The following is a 19,045-nucleotide window of genomic DNA, read 5'->3' on the forward strand; positions in this document are numbered from 1 at the left end:
GCTTCAGAGCCGATATGTAATCCGAAATCATGAATACAAACTCAACGCGGCTTTCGTCTTTACCGGAAAGCGCTGGCGTTTGAGACTGAAGGGGAATAGCGTCTTGTTTGCAGAAATATCCCTTCACCCGTTTTCCTGATGCAACGGCGCGGGTCATTTCCTCCCGGCACCGCTTTCCGGTCATCATCATGAAATTCGGAAGTTGAGTTAAATATTAGTATGATAATCTCCTGGTGAGCTGTCAACCGAACATCCACGGCTCAATGCGGGAAGATCCGGAATCGAATCACGGAATTTTGTTTTACATTCCCGGATAAATGGCCTATAGATGCTGACGTGAGATCATGGGTATCATGAAAGATTCGAACATTTTGGGGCAGGTTTGACATATCTGCCGCCACGGAGATCGTGATGGACCTTGTATCCCTTTCCCGTCTGCAGTTTGCTTTTACAACGGCGTTCCATATTTTATTCCCGACATTCACCATCGGACTTGCGTTTTTTCTGGTGATCCTGGAAATTCTATGGCTCAGAAGCAAGGACGAAATGTTCTACCGCATGTACCGTTTCTGGGTAAAAATATTTGCACTCCATTTTGCCGTAGGAGTGGTAAGCGGCATTACCCTGGAATTTGAATTCGGCACCAACTTCGCCCTGTTTTCACAGTATGTGGCGAATGTCATGGCGCCCCTTTTGGCTTTCGAAGGCATGACCGCCTTTTTTCTGGAGGCCGGTTTTCTGGGAATCATGCTCTTCGGGTGGAACCGAGTGTCGCCGGGGATTCATTTCCTTTCAACCTGTCTCGTGGCCCTGGGAGCGACGCTTTCATCTTTCTGGATTATGGCTGCCAACGCCTGGATGCAGACCCCGTCGGGATTTGATATTGTCGATGGTGAGCTGATGGTGAGAAGTTTCAGGGAAGTCATCTTCAACCCGGCCTTCCCCACCCATCTCGGCCACATGGTTCTGGCGGCTTACGAGACCACCGCGTTCGCCGTTGCCGGGATTTCCGCATGGTTTCTACTGAAAAATGAGCATGTCGCCTTCTATCGGCGGTCCCTTAAGATCGCCCTGATGATGGCGGTTGTGGTTGCGCCGGCCCAGGTATTCATCGGAGACATGAAGGGCTTGGTCACTGCACGTCATCAGCCGGCAAAATTGGCTGCTATGGAGGGGCATTGGGAGACCAATACCGAAGGAGGGGCCGCTTTCAATCTTTTTGCCGTCCCCGACATGGCTGCGGAGCGTAATCGTCTGGAACTTTCAATCCCCAACGGTCTGAGTCTGCTCATCACCCACTCCAGGGACGGACAGGTCCAGGGACTCAAGGACTTTCCCAGGGAAGACAGACCCAACGCCCTGATCACCTACTGGTCATTTCGGATTATGGTTGGCATCGGTTTCCTGTTCATCGGGGTGATGATCTGGGCGGCGATCCTCGCGTTTCGAAAGCGTGTGTATGAATCCACCCGGTTTTTGAAAACGCTGATCTTCATCCAGCCGATGGGATTTTTGGCTGTTGTTATGGGTTGGATAACCACCGAGGTCGGCAGACAACCCTGGGCGGTATATGGTCTGATGCGCACGACAGATGGCGTGTCGCCCATTCATGCCGGAAACGTGCTCTGGTCGCTGGGGATGTTCATCGCATTTTTCGTCATCATCGGATCGAGCTATTTTCATTATATCTTCAGGATCCTGCGGAATGGGCCGGACCTCACCAGCCCCATCCCGCCTGTTCAGATTCCGTCGGGTATGCGGCCTGTAGAGGAGGCCCTAAAGGAGGCATAAAGGATATGGTGGACCTGGTTCAGCTATGGATGGCCCTGGTCGGACTGGTGGTCATTCTCTACGTGATTCTGGACGGTTTCGGACTCGGGATCGGGATGTTGTTTCCTACCGCCAAAAATGAGGCGGAGCGCGATACGCTCATGAACACCATCGCACCCATATGGGATGCCAATCAGACATGGATCGTCTTTGGCGGGGGAGCGCTGTTTGCAGCGTTTCCGAAAATTTACACGGTGCTGTTCAGTGCGCTCTATATCCCGATTTTGACGTTTCTGTTTGGTTTGATCTTTCGGGGCGTTGCGTTCGAATTCCGGGCCAATAGCCGGCGCAAGACGGCATGGAACCGTGCTTTCTTCTTTGGTAGTCTGGTGGCCGCACTTGGCCAGGGATTTACCCTGGGCGGATATATTTCGGGCGTTCAGGTCGTTGACGGCGCTTTTGCCGGGGGCCCCCTTGACTGGCTGAATCCTTTTACCCTTGCCGTGGGGCTGGCTCTGGTGGTCGGCTATATGCTTCTGGGAGCAACTTTCCTGATCATCAAAACCGATGGGGCCGTTCAGGATCGGGCCTACCGACAAGCGTTCCAGGCGGCGGTGATCACGGCCGGTTTCATGTTTCTGGTGAGTGTCTGGACACCTCACCATGCTCCCGATTTAACGGCACGCTGGTTCACAGCGCCGCGGGTCTATTTTGTGTGGAATTTCCCATTGCTGGGTATCATCGCCTTTGTTATGCTGTTATGGAGCCTGAAGCGTCGAAAGGAAATCCTTCCCTTCTTCAGCAGCATTTTGTTGTTCATATCGGCATACCTGGGGTTGGAGGCGGCAGTCTATCCCATGGCGATTCCACCGGCTCTTACTATCTATGAGGCCGCGGCCCAGCGGGAGACCCAGATATTCACGCTCTGGGGGGTTGCGGTGGTACTGCCGGTGGTGTTGAGCTATACCCTGTACAGTTACCGGGTTTTCCGCGGCAAGGTTGCGGATGGCGAGGGATATCATTAGAAACGACATGCCGGGGCTTTTGAGGACTATGTCTTGATGTGCCGGCGATGATTCGGTCGGATCGAAAAACAGAGAAGAAACAGAAAGGACGGCCCATGGAAGATCCCCGACCCACTTTGATGATCAATGCTACCGTGGAGATTACCGCCCGGGCGCTGGAAGCCATCGTGGAAAACGCGAAACAGATCGCCGGATGCGATGAAAAGGGGCGATATCATGTGGATACGGCGGACAAGGTGGGAGAGATGATCTCTCGATTTCTATTCGAGAAGGATTTTGAGTCGTATGTTCAGCAGCGTGAGAATTTCATGTGATCAAAACGGGATGACCGACGAATACGGATTGGCCGGTGACGTCGTCTCCATCAACCCTTTATTAAATGAGGAGAGAACATGGCAGAAAAGAATATGAACCGGTGGGAATGTCCCTGCGGATATATTTACGATCCGGCTGAAGGTGACGCAGAGAACAACATCCTTGTGGGTACCTCGTTCGATGATCTCCCGGATGATTGGACATGCCCTAAATGCGGCGCCGAAAAAGAGTTCTTCGAGGAGCTTCGGGATTGAATTCCGCCATCACCTCCAGATCGGTCCGGATCTTTCCAGACCGGAGGCCCCGATTTCATGGGATGGGTCGTCCCGGCAATCTTTCATGCCGATTTTACGAAAGAGCCCGTCGAAACAAGACGATACGACGTGTTGGGAATCCGGGAGGTCCCTTTGGTGGATGTCGCTTCTCCTGAAAATCGACGGCCGAACCTGTCTTCAGAAGATTGCCGCGTCATTGCAGACTGGAACGCCGCCCTAAAGGTAAGGGCGGTGATAACGCTATTATGCACCCAGGATGCCGGTGACGACGCCTTCATGATGTTTTGTGCCGAATTTTCAAAATGGGCTCCCAGGGTTGATGTCATCCGGGTGGCCGACGTTCCTGAACGGGCGCCGGCCATCAAGGTTAGACCAAACCTGATATACCGCGCTATTCCCACCGGATCCGAACTGAGCCCTTTCCTGGAAGCGCTTTCCGGGGCATCGCAGTGGCCGGCCACAATAGAAGCGGTTCTTTTGGACAAGATCCGGTCGCCCGTTTCCATCAAGCTTTATATTGCCGATGGCTGTCCATTTTGTCCGAGCGCGGTTCGGCAGATTTTGCCGTTGGCCGGAAAAGAGGTGCCCGTTGTGCTGACCGTCATCGATGCGGGCATGTTCCCTGAAGATGCGGATACCGACGGTATTCAGTCGGTGCCCACATTGGTTTGCCGCGATTCCGCGGGGACGGATATGCTTCGATGGACGGGAGTCCCGAATCTTTCCGAGGTGCTGGCTTCCATTGCGACCGGTGATCCTTACCGGATGGGGGGCAAATCCATGGAACAGATGCTTCAGGAGGGAAACGCGCCGCTGCTTGCCCGAATGATGCTGGAAAAGCAAATGATATTTCCGGGATTTGTCGACCTTCTGACCCATGAGAAATGGCCTGTGCGTCTGGGAGCCATGGTGGTTGTCGAATCCCTTGCCGACGGCGGCGACATGCTATGCCGAGCCCTGATCGAGCCCTTATGGGCGCGATTTAATGATGTCGACGACACGGTGAAAGGCGATATTCTTTATGTGTTGGGCATGGTGGGCGACGAGAGACTTCCGGCTCGCCTGGGGTCGGTTTTGGCCGGATCTTATTCGATGGAGGTGAAGGAAGCGGCACAAGATGCCGTTCGGGTTCTTCGTGACCGCCTGGAAGATATGGCGCATGATACCGCCGACGCGGGAGAGGAAGGTGTTATATGAATGACATCCGTATGAAAGGGGAACTCAGGACCGACTATGAATGCGAGGTAACCGATCTCCCGGCCGAACGATGGGGAGAAGCCGTATTCAGGGTGGGAGAGGAAGAGATTGTACTTGAAGTCAGTGTGGAGAAGGATGTGATCGTCGCGCTGATGGCAGGCGAGGATGCCGTCTGGAAAGGAACCCTCACGGGGTTGAAAGAATTGCTCAAGAAAGGCGTTCGGCCCCGATGATACCGTCAACAGGGCACTGTCGATGGATACTTTATAAAAAGAAAGAGATCTAATCGCTTTCGGGTTCGACATCTTTTTCGGTCTGGTCTCGATTGAAGGTCTCGACCTGGGCATTATACCGCGTCAAATCCGCCTCGAAGGCTTGTCGTTTTGCCCGGTAAGCCTCGGTGTCTTTCTGAAATTGACCCAATTGCTTCCTGTAGGACCGGGATCCGATTTTGCTGTTTGAAACCCGGCGGACCTTGTCGAGCCTCTGCTGTTCCTCAATCAGGCGGGTCCGCTCTTTTTCGAGCGTCTCCCGGATTTCTTCGAGCCGCAGGCCGGCAGCATTGAGATCGGCCTCGGTCTTCAGATCCCGGAACGACGCGTCGGGTTTGGTATCGGATACGGCTCCCGATGCCGGTTTCGACGCCTGGAACTCAATGTATTCATCCGCTTTTTCCCGCCGGCGTTCAGGCACCCTGGTGAGATCGTCCGTGTATCGGATCTTCCCGTTTTCGTCCGCGTATCGATAAATCTCGGCCGCCACGGGCAGAACGGATATCCACAGCATCCAGCACAACGATACGGGAATCAGGCATCTGAGCGTTTTCATCCGCGTTCTCCTTGCATTTCCTGAGGTCGGTTACAATGCGCCGTTGCGTTTTTGATCAATTCAACTTTCGACTTTCATAATGATGACCGGCATCGGCCTATGGAAGTCGACAGAGGAGTGATCAATATACCGAGGTTTTGTCTTGATCTCAACACGGAAATTGGCCCTCATAAAAAATTTTATAAGTAATGTTCTGGGTGCATCCTTCAACATCGTGCCGAACGGATAAAACCCATCAGACCGAGATATCGTTATGAATCTTAGAAAAATTTCCATTGTGGCTGCCGTACTGCTTTTGACGGCATGTGTATCGACCGATCCCGGCCTTGATCGAACGGAACCCGGGGCGGAACTGTTTGCTCGCGCCGAAAGAAGTTTTCGATCCGGATCCTATCGAAAAGCCATGATCCAATACGACGACTATCTTTCACAATTTCCAACCGGACCTCAAGCTTCGATCGCGATTTTCCGGAAAGGCGAAATTCACCACCGTTGGCGGGATTACGCAACCTCACGACAGTATTATGAACGTGTGGTCGACGAATATGCGCGAAGCCGTTTCGTCTCCTCGGCCATGCTCGGGATACTCCAGACCCTTTATGACGAGCGACGGTATCGGGAGATAATCCAGAAGGCGGATGTCTTTTTGCGGAATTCTGAAGGATTGGAGAGATCTGCACCGGTATTCACGATACTGGGGGACGCATATGCGGCACTGGATTCCCCGGCCAACGCCGTCTATTTTTATGCCAAAGCCCATGAACAGTCCGCCGTCCCCGGAAATCAAGATAGCCTATCCCGACGCATGAAAGCGGCCGTCAATAAGCTTTCCACTGCGGAGATTCTGGCGCTTTCGGAGCGCGTAACGGATTCTGCCGCCCAGGGATATCTCATCTATGCCCTTGGAATGAAAGCGGTCGACGAAAAACGATATGACGACGCAGTGCGAACCTTGTCTCAATTCATTGCTGTCGCGCCGGAACATGAATATGCGGCCGAAGCTAGGCGGATGCTTCAGGATCTTGAAGGCGTTACCGGCGTCATGAGCGGCCGACATACCCTTGGGTGCCTGTTACCCCTTACCGGAGCCTATGCCCACTACGGAAACAAGGCGCTGCAGGGGATCGAACTTGCCCTGAACCATGCCGGCCTCGGGGAAGCGATTGACATTCGGATCGAGGATACGGCTTCGGATTCAAATCGGGCTGCCGACGCCGTCCTTGAAATGGCCCGTGAAAACGTGACAGCCATCATCGGACCCATCAACACTGCGAAGGCGGCGGCGCTGAAAGCTCAGGACGCCCAAATCCCCATTGTCGTGCTGACGCAGAAGCCGGATATCACGAAAATCGGAGACTATGTTTTCCGAAATTTTATGACGCCGCAAATGCAGGTTCAAGCACTGGTCACCTATGCGATGCAGATGATGGGCATCCAGAAATTTGCGATTTTGCACCCCAGGGAAAAATATGGGCAGGTGTTTCTGGAGGCGTTTCAACGGGAGTTACAGGCGTATGCCGGTAAACTGGTGACGGTGCAATCCTATGGCGTGAAGGATTCGGATTTCAGCGCCGTCATCGGTCGGCTGCGCCGTCACGGCGATATTGAAGCATTATTCATACCTGATGGCGCCGACAAGGCCGGACTTATCATTCCACAGCTGACATATCATGGGTTTTCGAACGTCCAACTTCTCGGAACGAACCTATGGCATTCCGAAAAACTCATTCGAACTGCAGGACGATTCGCTCAGGGCGCTATTTTTACGGATATTTTTTATTCGGCAAGCCCATCACCCGAGGTCCAGGTCTTCGTTCGAAACTTCAGGACCCGTTTTGGAGAATCGCCTGGTTTTATTGAGGCACTGGCCTACGATACCACCCTGATGATTATCGAGGCGCTTCATGCCGCGAAAGGTGGCGGGGGCCCGGCTGTTCGAAGGTCGATCTCCCAAATTCGGCACTTCACGGGTGCAACCGGCGAAACCCGGTTCGATGATACAGGCGATGCCGTGAAAAAACTTCAGATCTTGAAAATCGAAGGCAGCCGTTTCGAGGCGGCCGGTGTCTGGTAATCCTTGTCACCCGGTCAGGCGCTGAAGCGAAGCGGAGACATAAATCGGCCGAATCGCTTTTTTTGTGCTGGATTCTTTCCTGATTACATCTCCAAAGGCCTTACCCATAGTGCCCGTCGTCAGCCGGAATAGATTGTGGTGAGCAGTGGTGAAAGACACGCCTATCCTCGCGGCTGATTTTTTTTCTTAAATACTTGACATGGGGCGATAGGATATGATAACGCATGACTGAGCGCTCGTTCAGATATTGTGACTTACCTATCGCGAGGATTGGAGAACAGGATTGCGGATATGACGGGACAAGGCGGCAAGATGAAAGAAATCCCCACTCAAATAAAGAATCCCGAACTGGTGAAACGCAGGCGGCGTCAAATCGTGGATGCCGCAGTGCAGCTTTTTATTGAAAAGGGCTTTCATAAGACGACTACGCGCCAGATTGCCAAGGCCGCGGGGTTTTCCATAGGTTCTTTGTATGAGTATGTGGCCTCCAAGGAGGATGTTCTTTATCTGGTCTGCGATGCCATCCACGCTGAGGTGGAGCGCGGCGTCTCCCAGGCACTGGAACGAACGACTCGGGGGCGGGAAGCCCTTGCCGAGGTGATCCGGGAGTATTTTCTGGTTTGCCACCGCATGTCCGATCACATTCTTCTCATCTATCAGGAGACCCAGTCCCTTCCACCCCAATGGCGGAAAAAGGTACTGGAAAACGAAATTCGAATCACCGGGATATTCGTCAAGGTCTTGGCCCGCCTGATCGAAGCCGGCCATTTCAGACAGCTCAACGACCGCTCAATTGAGCTGGTCGCCCACAACATTTCAGTCTTGGGACATATGTGGACCTTTCGACGGTGGTTTTTGGCACGACACTACAGTATCGAAGATTATATCGAGTTCCAGACAGACTTTATCCTGGGAATATCTACAGGTCAGTAAACGAGAGGCGATCGATGGCCGACAAAAGGGTTGTCGATCAATGCCGGAGGTTTCGTGTTTCAGGCGTTCGGTCGGCAGTAACCCTGTCGTTGAGCCGGCGCCGGAGACCGGTTACCCGAAACCGAACACCTACCATAATCAAGGAGAGGCAAATGAACATGGAAGTTCAACCTTACAAACCCAGGCATCACGTCCGGGTCGTTACGGCGACCTCCCTTTTTGACGGTCATGATGCATCCATCAATATTTTTCGCAGAATACTGCAGAGCACTGGCGCGGAAGTCATCCACCTCGGCCACAACCGTTCCGTGCAGGAGATCGTAGATGCTGCGGTGGAGGAAGATGTTCAAGGTATCGCCGTATCGAGTTATCAAGGCGGGCATGTGGAATTCTTCAAGTACATGATTGACCTGTTGAATGATCGGGGTGCCGGGCATATCAAAGTGTTCGGCGGCGGCGGCGGCGTCATCGTACCCGATGAGATTCGGGAACTCGAAAGCTACGGCGTTACCAAGATCTACTCGCCCGAGGACGGTGCACGCATGGGACTGCAGGGCATTATTAACCATATGATAGAATCCATGGATTACCCCGTGTACGACGAAATGCCCGTGGACCTGTCGGATCTGAATACCGAAAACAAGCTCAAGGTGGCCCGAATGATTTCCATTGTCGAGGAGACCGCCGTCCGAAACAATGGAAACCTTGCCAAGCTCAGGTCCGACATCGAAAAAATGATTGGGGACCGAAAAGTACCCGTGATCGGTATCACCGGCACCGGCGGCGCCGGCAAATCATCCCTGACCGACGAGTTGATAGTACGGATTCTCCACGATATCGGCGAGATCCATGTGGCGATCATCAGTTCGGATCCCTCCCGGCGCAAGACCGGCGGCGCTTTGTTGGGAGACCGCATCCGTATGAACGCCATCAACAGCCCTCGGGTGTATATGCGTTCAGTGGCGACTCGCCAATCCAATTCCGAGATACCCGAGTTTTTAGGCGATGCCGTTAACGTGATCAAGGCCGCAGGGTTCGATCTCGTCATTGTGGAAACCGCCGGTATCGGCCAGGGGGATTCCAAAATAAGCGATCTCGTCGACGTTTCGGTTTATGTTATGACCAGTGAATTCGGTGCCGCCTCTCAATTGGAAAAGATCGACATGCTCGATTATGCCGACCTGGTGGTGGTCAATAAATTTGAAAAGCGCGGCGGAGAAGATGCTGTTCGGGACGTGCGAAAGCAAGTCCAGCGAAACCGGCAAGCCTGGAGCGTGAAACCGGAGGATTTGCCCGTTTTCGGCACCATCGCCTCCAAATTCAACGACGACGGCGTTACAGCATTTTACCATGCACTGATTGATGCCGTTGAAGAGAAAACCGGTGTCGGTTTTGAAACCTGTCTGCCCCGGCCGGAGGCCAAGACATCGAGCTCCAAAACCATCATCATCCCACCGGAGCGGACCCGCTACCTGTCAGAAATCGCCGAAGCCATCCGAGACTATCACAAAAAAACCGAACGGCAAGCTCAGGCGGTTCGGAAGTCATGGCACCTCAAGGAGGCCATGGCCGCCCTGGGCGGTGGGCTCGAAGGGGATGCGCCGACCCTTCTGAACCGCTTTCGCAAGGAGTTGGCGGCGGCCGAAGCCGCCCTGGAAAACGAGACCCGGGACCTTCTCGCCCAATGGAAGCGTTTCAAGGAGAGTTACACTCAGGACGAGTTGGTGTATACGGTTCGGGACAGGGAAATCCGGGTTCCTCTTTATACCGAGTCCCTATGCCATAAGAAAATTCCGAAGGTGGCTCTGCCGGGCTATACCGACCCCGGGGAGATCTATCGATGGATGCGACGTGAAAACCTGCCCGGCTATTTTCCGTATACTGCAGGGGTGTTCCCCCTTAAGCGCGTGGGGGAAGATCCGACCCGGATGTTCGCCGGTGAGGGGGATCCGGCCCGAACCAACCGCCGCTTCAAACTGCTATCCGGCGAATATGAGGCCAAGCGCCTTTCCACGGCCTTCGATTCCGTAACGCTTTATGGTTACGATCCGGATCGACGTCCGGATATCTATGGCAAGGTCGGGAACTCGGGCGTCAGCATCTGCACCCTGGATGACGTTAAGGTCCTTTACGACGGATTCGAGCTCTGTGCGCCGAACACCTCCGTATCGATGACCATCAACGGCCCGGCGCCGATCATGCTTGCCATGTTCCTCAATACGGCGATTGACCAGCAGGTTGACGCCTTCAAGGCAAAACACGGTCGAGAGCCGTTTTCCGAGGAGTACGAGGAGATTCGTTCCATGGTTCTGTCCAATGTTCGAGGGACGGTTCAGGCGGATATCCTTAAGGAGGACCAGGGCCAGAACACCTGCATTTTCTCCATCGAATTCGCCCTGAAGATGATGGGGGATATCCAGGAGTTCTTCATGCAAAACAATGTCCGGAATTTCTATTCCGTTTCAATTTCCGGTTACCACATCGCCGAGGCGGGAGCCAACCCCATTTCACAGCTGACATTCACCCTTGCCAACGGATTTACGTATGTGGAGTACTACCTGTCCCGAGGCATGGATCTGGATAGTTTTGGCCCCAACCTCTCGTTTTTCTTTTCAAACGGGATGGAGCCCGAATACACGGTGATCGGCCGGGTAGCCCGAAGGATATGGGCGGTTGCCATGAGGGAAAAATACGGTGCCTCGGAGAGATCCCAGAAGCTGAAATATCATATCCAAACCTCAGGCCGTTCGCTTCATAGTCAGGACATTCAGTTCAATGACATCCGAACGACGCTTCAGGCTCTCTGTGCTATCTACGACAATTGCAACAGCCTCCATACCAATGCTTTCGATGAGGCCATTACCACGCCCAGCACCGAGTCGGTCCGTCGCGCCCTGGCGATTCAGCTGATTATCAACCGGGAATGGGGGCTTGCCAAAAACGAGAATCCGCTTCAGGGAAGCTTTATTGTCGAGGCACTGACGGATTTGGTGGAAGAGGCCGTACTGGCGGAGTTCGACCGGATAACAGCACGGGGCGGCGTACTGGGGGCCATGGAAACCGGATATCAGCGAAGCAAGATCCAGGAGGAATCCATCTACTATGAGACCCTCAAGCACACGGGAGAGATGCCTATCATCGGCGTCAACACGTTCAGGGATCCGCACGCCGACAACCAGGACCTGGTCGAAGGGGGCGGTTGTCTCGAACTGGCACGGGCAACACCCGAGGAGAAAGAATCTCAACTGCAACGCCTTTCGGAATTTCAAAAAGCCCACGAGACGGAAGCGCCTGGTGCTTTGAAGCGACTTCAAGAGGCGGCGTTGTCCGGCCAAAACGTTTTTGCCGAGATGATGAACGCGGTCCGGTGCTGTTCCCTGGGGCAGATCACACAAGCCCTTTACGATGTCGGTGGGAAATACAGACGGAATATGTAACACCGGGCCGGCAAGGATTTTTTCGCCGGCTATCGGGACGGGGTCTACGATAGCCGGCCCACAGGACAGGAATACCAAACCAGGGAGTAGATATGAGAGAAGCGGTAATTGTGAGTGCGGTGAGAACCCCCTTAGGCGCCTTCAATGGCGCCCTCGGCAACATCGGCGCCACGGATCTGGGCGGGATGGTCATCGCCGAGGCCGTCAAGCGAGCTGGAATCGCCAAGGAGGCGGTGGACGAGGTGTTGATGGGACAGGTTTTGCCTTGCGGATATGGACAGAATCCCGCCAAACAGGCGGCGGTCAAGGCCGGTCTGCCGTGGGAGGCCGAATGCATCACTGTAAACAAGGTGTGCGGTTCGGCTCTCAAAACCGTCATGTTGGCTGCTCAGGCTGTCCAGGTTGGGGATGCGGATATCGTCGTGGCCGGCGGCATGGAAAATATGAGCCTGGCACCCTATTATCTTGAAAAGGCCCGCTTCGGCTACCGGATGGGACCTGGAAAACTTCAGGATTCCATGATTCATGACGGCCTGTGGGACATCGTCAATGATTTTCACATGGGGATGTCCAATGAACTCTGCTCCGAAAAATACGGTGTGACTCGAGAAGATCAGGATCGGTATGCCGCGGAGTCCTACCGTCGTGCCGTAGCCGCCATCTCCTCCGGACGCTTTAAGGATGAGATTCTTCCGGTGGAGATTCCCCAACGGAAAGGCGCACCGAAGATTTTCGATCAGGATGAATGTGCCCGAGAGACGTCCTACGAGGCCCTTTCCCGAATGAGCGGCGCCTTCAAAAAAGGCGGGCTCGGCACTGCCGGAAACGCCTCTATCATCAGCGACGGTGCGGCGGCCGTGGTCGTCATGGCGAGGGAAAAGGCCGAGACCCTGGGGTGTCGTGTTCTGGCGACCATCGGTGCTCAGGCATCCTACGGCATCGATATGAAGTATGTCCTCGTGGCTCCCATATGGGCCATCCCCAAGTGCCTCGCGAAAGAAGGCATCTCCATGGATGAGGTTGATCTTTTCGAGATTAACGAGGCCTTCAGCGGATCCAGTGTGGCCATCCTGAAAGAACTCAAGATAGATGCCGCCAAGGTCAACGTAAACGGTGGCGCGGTGGCCCTGGGACATCCCATTGGCGCCAGCGGTTGCCGGGTGCTCGTGACCCTGCTTTACGAAATGGCCCGGCAGGACAAGAAAATCGGGCTGGCATCCCTCTGTCTGGGCGGCGGAGAAGCCGTAGCCATGATTGTAAAGCGATAGTCGTGGTAATGTGGGACGATTTTAAATCAATTCCATTGGAAGAAGGGACATAACATAATGGAGATCAAAACATTTGGCGTCGTCGGCGCCGGACAGATGGGAAACGGTATTGCCCAAGTGGCGGCCATGAGCGGCCTCAACGTCATCATGAATGATATCAAGGAGGAATTCGTTCAGAGAGGACTGGCCAACATTACAAAATTGCTCGGGAAAAGCGTCGAAAAAGGGAAAATGGATGCAGCGGAAAAGGACGCCGTGATTGCCCGCATCCGCACCAGCGTATCCCTGAAGGACATGGCCGACGCAGACTTTGTCGTGGAGGCAGCCACTGAAAACGAAACTCTTAAGTTCAATATTTTTAAAGAGTTGGATGACGTCTGCAAACCGCATGTGATTCTTTCGAGCAACACCTCATCCATTCCTATTGGGCGAATCGCCGCCCAGACCCGTCGGCCGGACAAGGTCATCGGTATGCACTTCATGAATCCCGTTCCCGTGATGCGTTTGGTGGAGGTGATCCGAGGGCTCGCCACATCGGAGGAAACCTTCAAGACCACCTGGGATCTTTCGGTTAAATTCGGCAAAACGCCTGCGGAGGCCAATGACTTTCCCGGCTTTATCGCCAATCGGATCCTCCTGCCGATGATCAACGAGGCGGTTTATTGCCTCTATCACCATGTCGGCACGCCCGAAGCCATCGATACGGTCATGAAACTCGGGATGAATCATCCGATGGGACCTTTGGCTCTGGCCGACTTGATCGGACTGGATACCTGCCTGGCCATCATGGAGACCCTTTACAACGGTTTCAAGGATTCGAAATACCGTCCCTGTCCGCTGCTTCGAAAATATGTCGAGGCGGGGTGGTTGGGTCGGAAGACCGGTCGAGGATTTTACGTCTATGAATAGACGTGCGGTCTGATGCTTTTTGTCTTGAAGCGGATGTCTCAACACAAGACAATTCCGGTTGGGGGCATGGGGCTATCGGATCCGACAAGGAGAACGGTGAACGGTTTGCCGGCTCACCTTGCAGGGGCAGGGTATCGACCTGCCCCTGCGTCATTCAAAAACAAGGAGATAGTGGAGATAATAATGACGTCACAATTGATGCCGATCGGAAAAAAAATCAGGCAGGCAAGGCTCGATAAGGGGTTTACGCTCGACCGCATTGCCAACGAGACAGGTTATTCCATCGATTACCTGAAACGCATCGAAGCGGGAGAGGAGATGCCGCCCGTGGGTGCACTGCTCCAGCTTGCCCGGGCGCTGCAGATCGACTCGGGATTTTTTCTGAGAGAGCAGGAAGCCAGCATGAAGGATCGGGTCAGGGAATACACAAAGCGCACTGACGACTATGCCTACGAGACATTGACGCCTGGGGCCGAAAACAAACATTTGAAGGCATTCCGGGTGACCATTGATCCTATGGAGGAGCATACCGGCGTGGGATACCAGCATGAAGGTGAGGAATTTAATTATGTGCTGAAGGGAAAGGTTCAGGTCATGGTGGGCGACCATATCAACACCTTGAACCAGGGAGACTATCTTCACTTCAATTCCGCCATCAAACACCAGTTGAAGAATATCGGCCAGGAGACGGCGGAATTATTGGTGATCATTTATACCCCATGAACGGCTGTCGGCAATCACAGAGACATATGGCGCAAAAGGCACTGACTTAAAGAAAATGGGAAACCGGAGAGTGATGTATGGCTTTTTTTAAACTGACAGACGAGCAATTGATGATTCAAAGCATGGTTCGGGAGTTTTCGCGGAAAGTTGTCGCAGCGACGGCGGCCGAACGTGATAAATCCAAGGAATTTCCCGCGGAGAACCTGAAGCAGATGGGCGAGCTTGGTCTCATGGGAATGATGGTCCCCGTGGAATACGGCGGCGAAGGGGCAGACACCATCAGCTACGTTCTTGCTCTTTCCGAAATCGCCTATTCTTGCGCCTCCACGGCGGTCGTCATGTCCGTTCACAACTCCATTGTGTGTGAGAGCATTCTTAATTTTGGCTCGGAAGCACAGAAAAAGCGATTTTTGCCGCGCATGACGGATGCCGAAATTATCGGCGCTTTTGCACTGACCGAACCTCATGCCGGTTCCGATCCAGTCTCTCAGTTGACTACAGCCGTCAAGGACGGGGATCATTATGTCATCAACGGCACTAAACGCTTCATTACAACGGGGAAGAACTGTGGGTTGGTGATCGTCACGGCCAAAACGGATGAGGCGGAAAAACACAGAGGCATCAGTGCGTTTATCGTTGAAAAGGGAACTCCCGGACTGATCGTTGGAAATGTTGAGGACAAGATGGGACTGCGAGCCTCTGATACCACGGACCTCATCTTCGAGGATTGTCGCGTTCCGGCGGAGAACCTCCTGGGACGGGAAGGCGATGGATTCAAAATCGCCATGAAAGGGTTGGACGGCGGGCGGATCGGCATCGCAGCCCAGTCCGTCGGCGTGGCTCAGGCCGCCCTGGACAACGCTGTCAAATATGCCAAGGGAAGGGATCAGTTCGGCCAGAAGATTTCAAAATTCCAAGGCATTCGGTGGTATATCGCCGACATGGCTACGGAAATCGAAGCCGCCCGCCAGTTGATGTTTTCTGCTGCTGCGATGAAGGATCGCGGTGAAAAATATACCCAGCAGGCCTCCATGGCCAAGCTGTTCGCTTCGGAGATGGTCAATCGCATTACGGGAAAATGTCTCCAGATTCATGGTGGTTACGGCTTTACCAAGGATTACGTCATTGAGCGCCTATACAGGGATGCCCGCGTATTCACGATCTATGAGGGAACTTCGGAGATCCAGCGGGTTGTAATATCGAACAATATACTGAAAGACAAGAGAAAACATTGATTCTTTCGCGCATCTCATCCACCCGTGAAGAGGGGATGGGGTCGATATCGCCCACCCCTCTCTCCCGATAATGTTGGAGGCGTTCATGACCATCCGGATGATTGCGGAAGAGCTTTATCGCCTCATCAAGAACGTGGAAGAACTGGAACGGGCTCTCCGGAATGCACCCTTGGAGAAGCGGGCGGAGATAGAGGATCGACTTCGTAAAGCGAGAGCCGAGCGAAATCGCCTTCGGGCGATTCTTGAAAATAAAAAAAAAGGGTGAGGCCTCTTTAGCGGTTTGCACGATGTGTATCTCCACGAAAATTTCCACTGCGTGTCAAATAAATATTTGACAAACGATCGCCTTTGGACTATCAAGGCAGAAATCGTCGAGATCATCGTTGCCGCTGGTGCTGATGGTCTGTATCAACATTCCGACCATTTACACGTGTTGAAGGTGATGTAAATATGCGCAACGCATGACCATCCCCGTTCAAGAGGAAGCGTTTGCCTCAGTTTTCCTTCGTTTTATCAAATGGTAAGTGATAGAACATCCAAAGCCAAATTTTTCAATGAAGATTCCTGGAGTGATTCCCGCATAAATGAAACCGCCGTCTACGGGCTGGACCGTCCTGCCGGATATATGCCTATATGTACCACCTGCCCCTTTATTGTAATGTTGCATTCTCCCTGATGATTGTATCGATAAATCGATTTATCGTGGTCTGATTTGTATGGTGTTGCAGCGTATTCAAAAGAAAGAATTGAGGAACGAATGGATATTGTGAAACGAACTGAAATTGAAGAAAAACTGCGGAAGCTGATTGAAGACGAGTTAAAGAAAGACGATGCCCGGAAAATTTCGGCACCCAAGGTGCCGTGCAACGTCATTCGTCGAAGAAAGGGAGAAAAGGATAAACGGATCTACGCTTTGAATTAGGAGGTTCTTCGAGCGAAAGCCTCTTATGTCCATATGGACCGCTCCAGAATCATCCGTTTTCCGGGAACGGTTCAGCTATCAGGGGATTCATAATCATGGAGGTAGACTTATGGCAAACGGCGTCGTGAAATGGTTCAATGATAAAAAAGGCTACGGCTTTATCGAGAAGGACGAGGGGGGCGACGTCTTCGTTCACTACTCTGCGATCAACATGGGCGGCTACAAATCCTTGAATGAAGGAGATCGGGTTTCCTTTGAGATTGAAAACGGCGATAAAGGGCCTGCGGCAGCAAATGTCGTCAAGATATAGCCATCCATAACCATATCCGTTTATCAGGCATCCCGGCTTCCTCGCTTGGATGCCTTTTTTGTTTTTTCTCACAACTGTGCCGTTATCAAGGAGATCACCCGTGTTGAATTTTCGCTTAAGCGAGGAACAGGAAAGGCTGAGACAATCGGCGAGGCGTTTTTCTCTGGAGGAAGTGCTGCCGGTTGCATGGCATTACGACGAAAAGGACGGCATCCCCATCGATGTCCTTAAAAAGGCCTTTGAACGGGGAATCATGAATACCGACATCCCGCGGGAATATGGCGGAAAGGGACTGGGTCTCATTGAAGCAGCCCTGATTACCGAGGAGATCGCGGCAGCCTGCCCGGGGGTGGCAACCTCTCTTTTTGACAATTCCTTGGGCATGGAACCCTTATTCCTATCGAAAAATGAAAAGGTGAAGGCAAAGTATCTTCCCAGGATTGCAAATGAGTTCAAACTGATATGCTTCGCCACATCTGAGCCGACCATGGGGAGTGACGTGTCGGGAATCCGGTGTCGCGCCCAAAAAGACGGGGAAGACTACATCTTGAATGGAACGAAGTATTGGATTACCAACGGCGGTGTCGCCGACTATATGACCATCTTCGCTACCGTGGACCCCAAACGCAAGCACGACGGTATCTGTGCCTTTGTCGTCGAGAAAGAATGGGCGGGGGTTTCCGTCGGACGCCCGATCCCCAAGATGGGCCAGCGGTGTTCGAACACCACCGCGCTGAATCTGAAGGCGGTTCGGGTGCCGAAGGAAAACGTCATTGCCGAGCCGGGTGAAGGATTTACTCTGGCGATGAAGACATTTTCAAGAACCCGCCCCATCATTGGTGCTTTCGCAGTCGGAGCCGCTCGATCATGTATGGAATTTGCCATTGACTACGTCAAGGGGAGAAAGGCGTTCGGCGTACCGATTGGCGATTTTCAGTCGCTTCAGTTCAAAATAGCGGAGATGTACCAGAAGATCGAAACGTCGCGGCTTCTGGTCTGGAAATCGGCCTGGGAGGCTGACAACGGGATGGATCCGACCCTATCCGCCTCCATCGCCAAATTTTACGCCACAGAGTCAGCCCTCGATGTGGCTAACGAGGCGCTCCAGGTCTTTGGCGGATACGGTTATACGCAAATGTTTCCCATCGAAAAGTTTCTTCGGGATATCCGATTGTACCGGATTTACGAGGGCACGAGCGAAGTACAGCGAACGATCGTGGCCGGCCATGCCATGAAGGTTTATTCACCGGTCATGCCCCTACTTGAGGATCTGCCCGTTATGCGGGCGAAAACGCCTTTCCAGGCCGAGGTCGAAGGCCAGGGGATCTGGCGTTGCCGGATGTGCGGTTATGTTCATTATGGGGATAAGCCGCCTCAGGAGTGTCCCTACTGTTTTTTTCCGGAAACGGCATTCAAGCCCTATTCCCCCAAAGGGCTGAACCGTCGGAAGGATTCCGAATCCGAAGACGCCGGATCGTTGCCTCAGTGACACCGCACGCGGAACCTTCCGAATTCGGTCCGCCTCGCCAATTTCCGTCGAGCCGCCTTGATTTTTGAGGTAATCGTCTTAAAATTAAGGCTAAACCTCAAAACAAAGGAGGTCTGTATGGACTGCCGTTATCATTACGAAAAATTCAGCAGCGGAAGCGATGAGTTCGAGACGGAATTCACGCAGTACCTGAACCGGAAGCGCTCGGAGAATTGGTGCGTGCAATCCTGTGCTTACAGCCGGGATTCCGAAAACAGCACCATGCATGCCGATTGTATCTTTACCGGGGGATCCACTGCCGGACAGTCGATAATATCCTGATCAACAACTTTGAC

19 protein-coding genes are annotated in these 19,045 nt (G+C 53.2%); 18 read left to right on the forward strand and 1 reads right to left on the reverse strand.

From position 1 onward, the window contains the following. Positions 1-411 precede the first annotated feature (411 nt). From AB7S84_RS02540 to AB7S84_RS02565, 6 genes are all read left to right on the forward strand, one after another. Positions 412-1,791 carry a cytochrome ubiquinol oxidase subunit I gene (locus tag AB7S84_RS02540; protein ID WP_020877073.1) on the forward strand — a complete coding sequence of 460 codons (1,380 nt, stop codon included), beginning with the start codon at positions 412-414 and terminating at the stop codon, positions 1,789-1,791. A gap of 5 nt (positions 1,792-1,796) precedes the next feature. Continuing rightward, a complete protein-coding gene (gene cydB, locus AB7S84_RS02545; RefSeq protein ID WP_020877074.1) occupies positions 1,797-2,795 on the forward strand; it encodes a cytochrome d ubiquinol oxidase subunit II in 999 nt (332 codons plus the stop codon). A 95-nt stretch (positions 2,796-2,890) separates the two neighbouring features. Continuing rightward, a complete protein-coding gene (locus AB7S84_RS02550; protein ID WP_020877075.1) occupies positions 2,891-3,109 on the forward strand; it encodes a hypothetical protein in 219 nt (72 codons plus the stop codon). Between the two features lie 78 nt (positions 3,110-3,187). Then, on the forward strand, positions 3,188-3,364 hold the full coding sequence (locus AB7S84_RS02555; protein ID WP_020877076.1) for a rubredoxin: 177 nt from the start codon (positions 3,188-3,190) through the stop codon (positions 3,362-3,364). 57 nt (positions 3,365-3,421) lie between these two features. Then, positions 3,422-4,582: a hypothetical protein gene (locus tag AB7S84_RS02560; RefSeq protein ID WP_020877077.1), complete on the forward strand. Its 1,161-nt coding sequence runs from the start codon at positions 3,422-3,424 to the stop codon at positions 4,580-4,582. Continuing rightward, positions 4,579-4,815: a hypothetical protein gene (locus AB7S84_RS02565; protein ID WP_020877078.1), complete on the forward strand. Its 237-nt coding sequence runs from the start codon at positions 4,579-4,581 to the stop codon at positions 4,813-4,815. The genes AB7S84_RS02560 and AB7S84_RS02565 overlap by 4 nt, the downstream gene beginning before the upstream one ends. A 49-nt stretch (positions 4,816-4,864) precedes the next feature. Here AB7S84_RS02565 and AB7S84_RS02570 read toward each other — a convergent pair whose 3' ends face one another. Beyond that, complete coding sequence (locus AB7S84_RS02570) at positions 4,865-5,410, reverse strand: DUF4124 domain-containing protein (RefSeq protein ID WP_020877079.1); 546 nt, start codon at positions 5,408-5,410, stop codon at positions 4,865-4,867. A gap of 253 nt (positions 5,411-5,663) precedes the next feature. On the opposite strand from AB7S84_RS02570, the gene AB7S84_RS02575 reads away from it, so the two are divergent. From AB7S84_RS02575 to AB7S84_RS02630, 12 genes are all read left to right on the forward strand, one after another. Further along, positions 5,664-7,484, forward strand: coding sequence for a penicillin-binding protein activator (locus AB7S84_RS02575; protein WP_020877080.1), 1,821 nt, complete (start codon positions 5,664-5,666; stop codon positions 7,482-7,484). Positions 7,485-7,775: 291 nt separating this feature from the next. Continuing rightward, complete coding sequence (locus AB7S84_RS02580) at positions 7,776-8,417, forward strand: TetR/AcrR family transcriptional regulator (RefSeq protein ID WP_020877081.1); 642 nt, start codon at positions 7,776-7,778, stop codon at positions 8,415-8,417. A gap of 152 nt (positions 8,418-8,569) precedes the next feature. Continuing rightward, positions 8,570-11,854 carry a fused isobutyryl-CoA mutase/GTPase IcmF gene (gene icmF, locus AB7S84_RS02585; protein ID WP_428152829.1) on the forward strand — a complete coding sequence of 1,095 codons (3,285 nt, stop codon included), beginning with the start codon at positions 8,570-8,572 and terminating at the stop codon, positions 11,852-11,854. 92 nt (positions 11,855-11,946) lie between these two features. Next, the gene (locus AB7S84_RS02590; protein ID WP_020877083.1) at positions 11,947-13,122 is read left to right on the forward strand and encodes an acetyl-CoA C-acetyltransferase; all 1,176 of its coding nucleotides are present in this window, start codon (positions 11,947-11,949) and stop codon (positions 13,120-13,122) included. Positions 13,123-13,179: 57 nt separating this feature from the next. After that, positions 13,180-14,031, forward strand: a complete 852-nt coding sequence (locus AB7S84_RS02595) for a 3-hydroxybutyryl-CoA dehydrogenase (protein ID WP_020877084.1) — start codon at positions 13,180-13,182, stop codon at positions 14,029-14,031. Positions 14,032-14,214: 183 nt separating this feature from the next. Continuing rightward, the gene (locus AB7S84_RS02600; protein WP_020877085.1) at positions 14,215-14,754 is read left to right on the forward strand and encodes a helix-turn-helix domain-containing protein; all 540 of its coding nucleotides are present in this window, start codon (positions 14,215-14,217) and stop codon (positions 14,752-14,754) included. A gap of 77 nt (positions 14,755-14,831) precedes the next feature. Then, entirely contained in the window at positions 14,832-15,989 is a 1,158-nt protein-coding gene (locus AB7S84_RS02605) for an acyl-CoA dehydrogenase (protein WP_020877086.1), read from the forward strand. 85 nt (positions 15,990-16,074) lie between these two features. Continuing rightward, on the forward strand, positions 16,075-16,254 hold the full coding sequence (locus tag AB7S84_RS02610; protein WP_020877087.1) for a hypothetical protein: 180 nt from the start codon (positions 16,075-16,077) through the stop codon (positions 16,252-16,254). A 501-nt stretch (positions 16,255-16,755) separates the two neighbouring features. Further along, positions 16,756-16,911 (forward strand): hypothetical protein, encoded by a 156-nt coding sequence (locus AB7S84_RS02615; protein WP_153302749.1) that lies wholly within the window; start codon positions 16,756-16,758, stop codon positions 16,909-16,911. A 109-nt stretch (positions 16,912-17,020) separates the two neighbouring features. After that, on the forward strand, positions 17,021-17,221 hold the full coding sequence (locus tag AB7S84_RS02620) for a cold-shock protein (protein WP_020877089.1): 201 nt from the start codon (positions 17,021-17,023) through the stop codon (positions 17,219-17,221). Between the two features lie 100 nt (positions 17,222-17,321). Next, on the forward strand, positions 17,322-18,710 hold the full coding sequence (locus AB7S84_RS02625; protein ID WP_020877090.1) for an acyl-CoA dehydrogenase family protein: 1,389 nt from the start codon (positions 17,322-17,324) through the stop codon (positions 18,708-18,710). 117 nt (positions 18,711-18,827) lie between these two features. Beyond that, positions 18,828-19,031 (forward strand): hypothetical protein, encoded by a 204-nt coding sequence (locus AB7S84_RS02630; protein ID WP_020877091.1) that lies wholly within the window; start codon positions 18,828-18,830, stop codon positions 19,029-19,031. Positions 19,032-19,045 lie beyond the last annotated feature (14 nt).

Origin of the sequence: Desulfococcus sp. (assembly GCF_050178255.1) — a bacterium.
Lineage (GTDB): Bacteria > Desulfobacterota > Desulfobacteria > Desulfobacterales > Desulfococcaceae > Desulfococcus > Desulfococcus multivorans.

Bases quoted from the DNA above. Each gene is read 5' to 3' on its own strand.
- AB7S84_RS02565 (WP_020877078.1), top strand. From the start codon at position 4,579: ATGAATGACATCCGTATGAAAGGGGAACTCAGGACCGACTATGAATGC.
- AB7S84_RS02630 (WP_020877091.1), top strand. From the start codon at position 18,828: ATGGACTGCCGTTATCATTACGAAAAATTCAGCAGCGGAAGCGATGAG.
- cydB (WP_020877074.1), top strand. From the start codon at position 1,797: ATGGTGGACCTGGTTCAGCTATGGATGGCCCTGGTCGGACTGGTGGTC.
- AB7S84_RS02580 (WP_020877081.1), top strand. From the start codon at position 7,776: ATGACGGGACAAGGCGGCAAGATGAAAGAAATCCCCACTCAAATAAAG.
- AB7S84_RS02560 (WP_020877077.1), top strand. From the start codon at position 3,422: ATGGGATGGGTCGTCCCGGCAATCTTTCATGCCGATTTTACGAAAGAG.
- AB7S84_RS02605 (WP_020877086.1), top strand. From the start codon at position 14,832: ATGGCTTTTTTTAAACTGACAGACGAGCAATTGATGATTCAAAGCATG.
- icmF (WP_428152829.1), top strand. From the start codon at position 8,570: ATGAACATGGAAGTTCAACCTTACAAACCCAGGCATCACGTCCGGGTC.
- AB7S84_RS02600 (WP_020877085.1), top strand. From the start codon at position 14,215: ATGACGTCACAATTGATGCCGATCGGAAAAAAAATCAGGCAGGCAAGG.
- AB7S84_RS02575 (WP_020877080.1), top strand. From the start codon at position 5,664: ATGAATCTTAGAAAAATTTCCATTGTGGCTGCCGTACTGCTTTTGACG.
- AB7S84_RS02620 (WP_020877089.1), top strand. From the start codon at position 17,021: ATGGCAAACGGCGTCGTGAAATGGTTCAATGATAAAAAAGGCTACGGC.
- AB7S84_RS02590 (WP_020877083.1), top strand. From the start codon at position 11,947: ATGAGAGAAGCGGTAATTGTGAGTGCGGTGAGAACCCCCTTAGGCGCC.
- AB7S84_RS02540 (WP_020877073.1), top strand. From the start codon at position 412: ATGGACCTTGTATCCCTTTCCCGTCTGCAGTTTGCTTTTACAACGGCG.
- AB7S84_RS02610 (WP_020877087.1), top strand. From the start codon at position 16,075: ATGACCATCCGGATGATTGCGGAAGAGCTTTATCGCCTCATCAAGAAC.
- AB7S84_RS02555 (WP_020877076.1), top strand. From the start codon at position 3,188: ATGGCAGAAAAGAATATGAACCGGTGGGAATGTCCCTGCGGATATATT.
- AB7S84_RS02595 (WP_020877084.1), top strand. From the start codon at position 13,180: ATGGAGATCAAAACATTTGGCGTCGTCGGCGCCGGACAGATGGGAAAC.
- AB7S84_RS02550 (WP_020877075.1), top strand. From the start codon at position 2,891: ATGGAAGATCCCCGACCCACTTTGATGATCAATGCTACCGTGGAGATT.
- AB7S84_RS02570 (WP_020877079.1), bottom strand. From the start codon at position 5,410: ATGAAAACGCTCAGATGCCTGATTCCCGTATCGTTGTGCTGGATGCTG.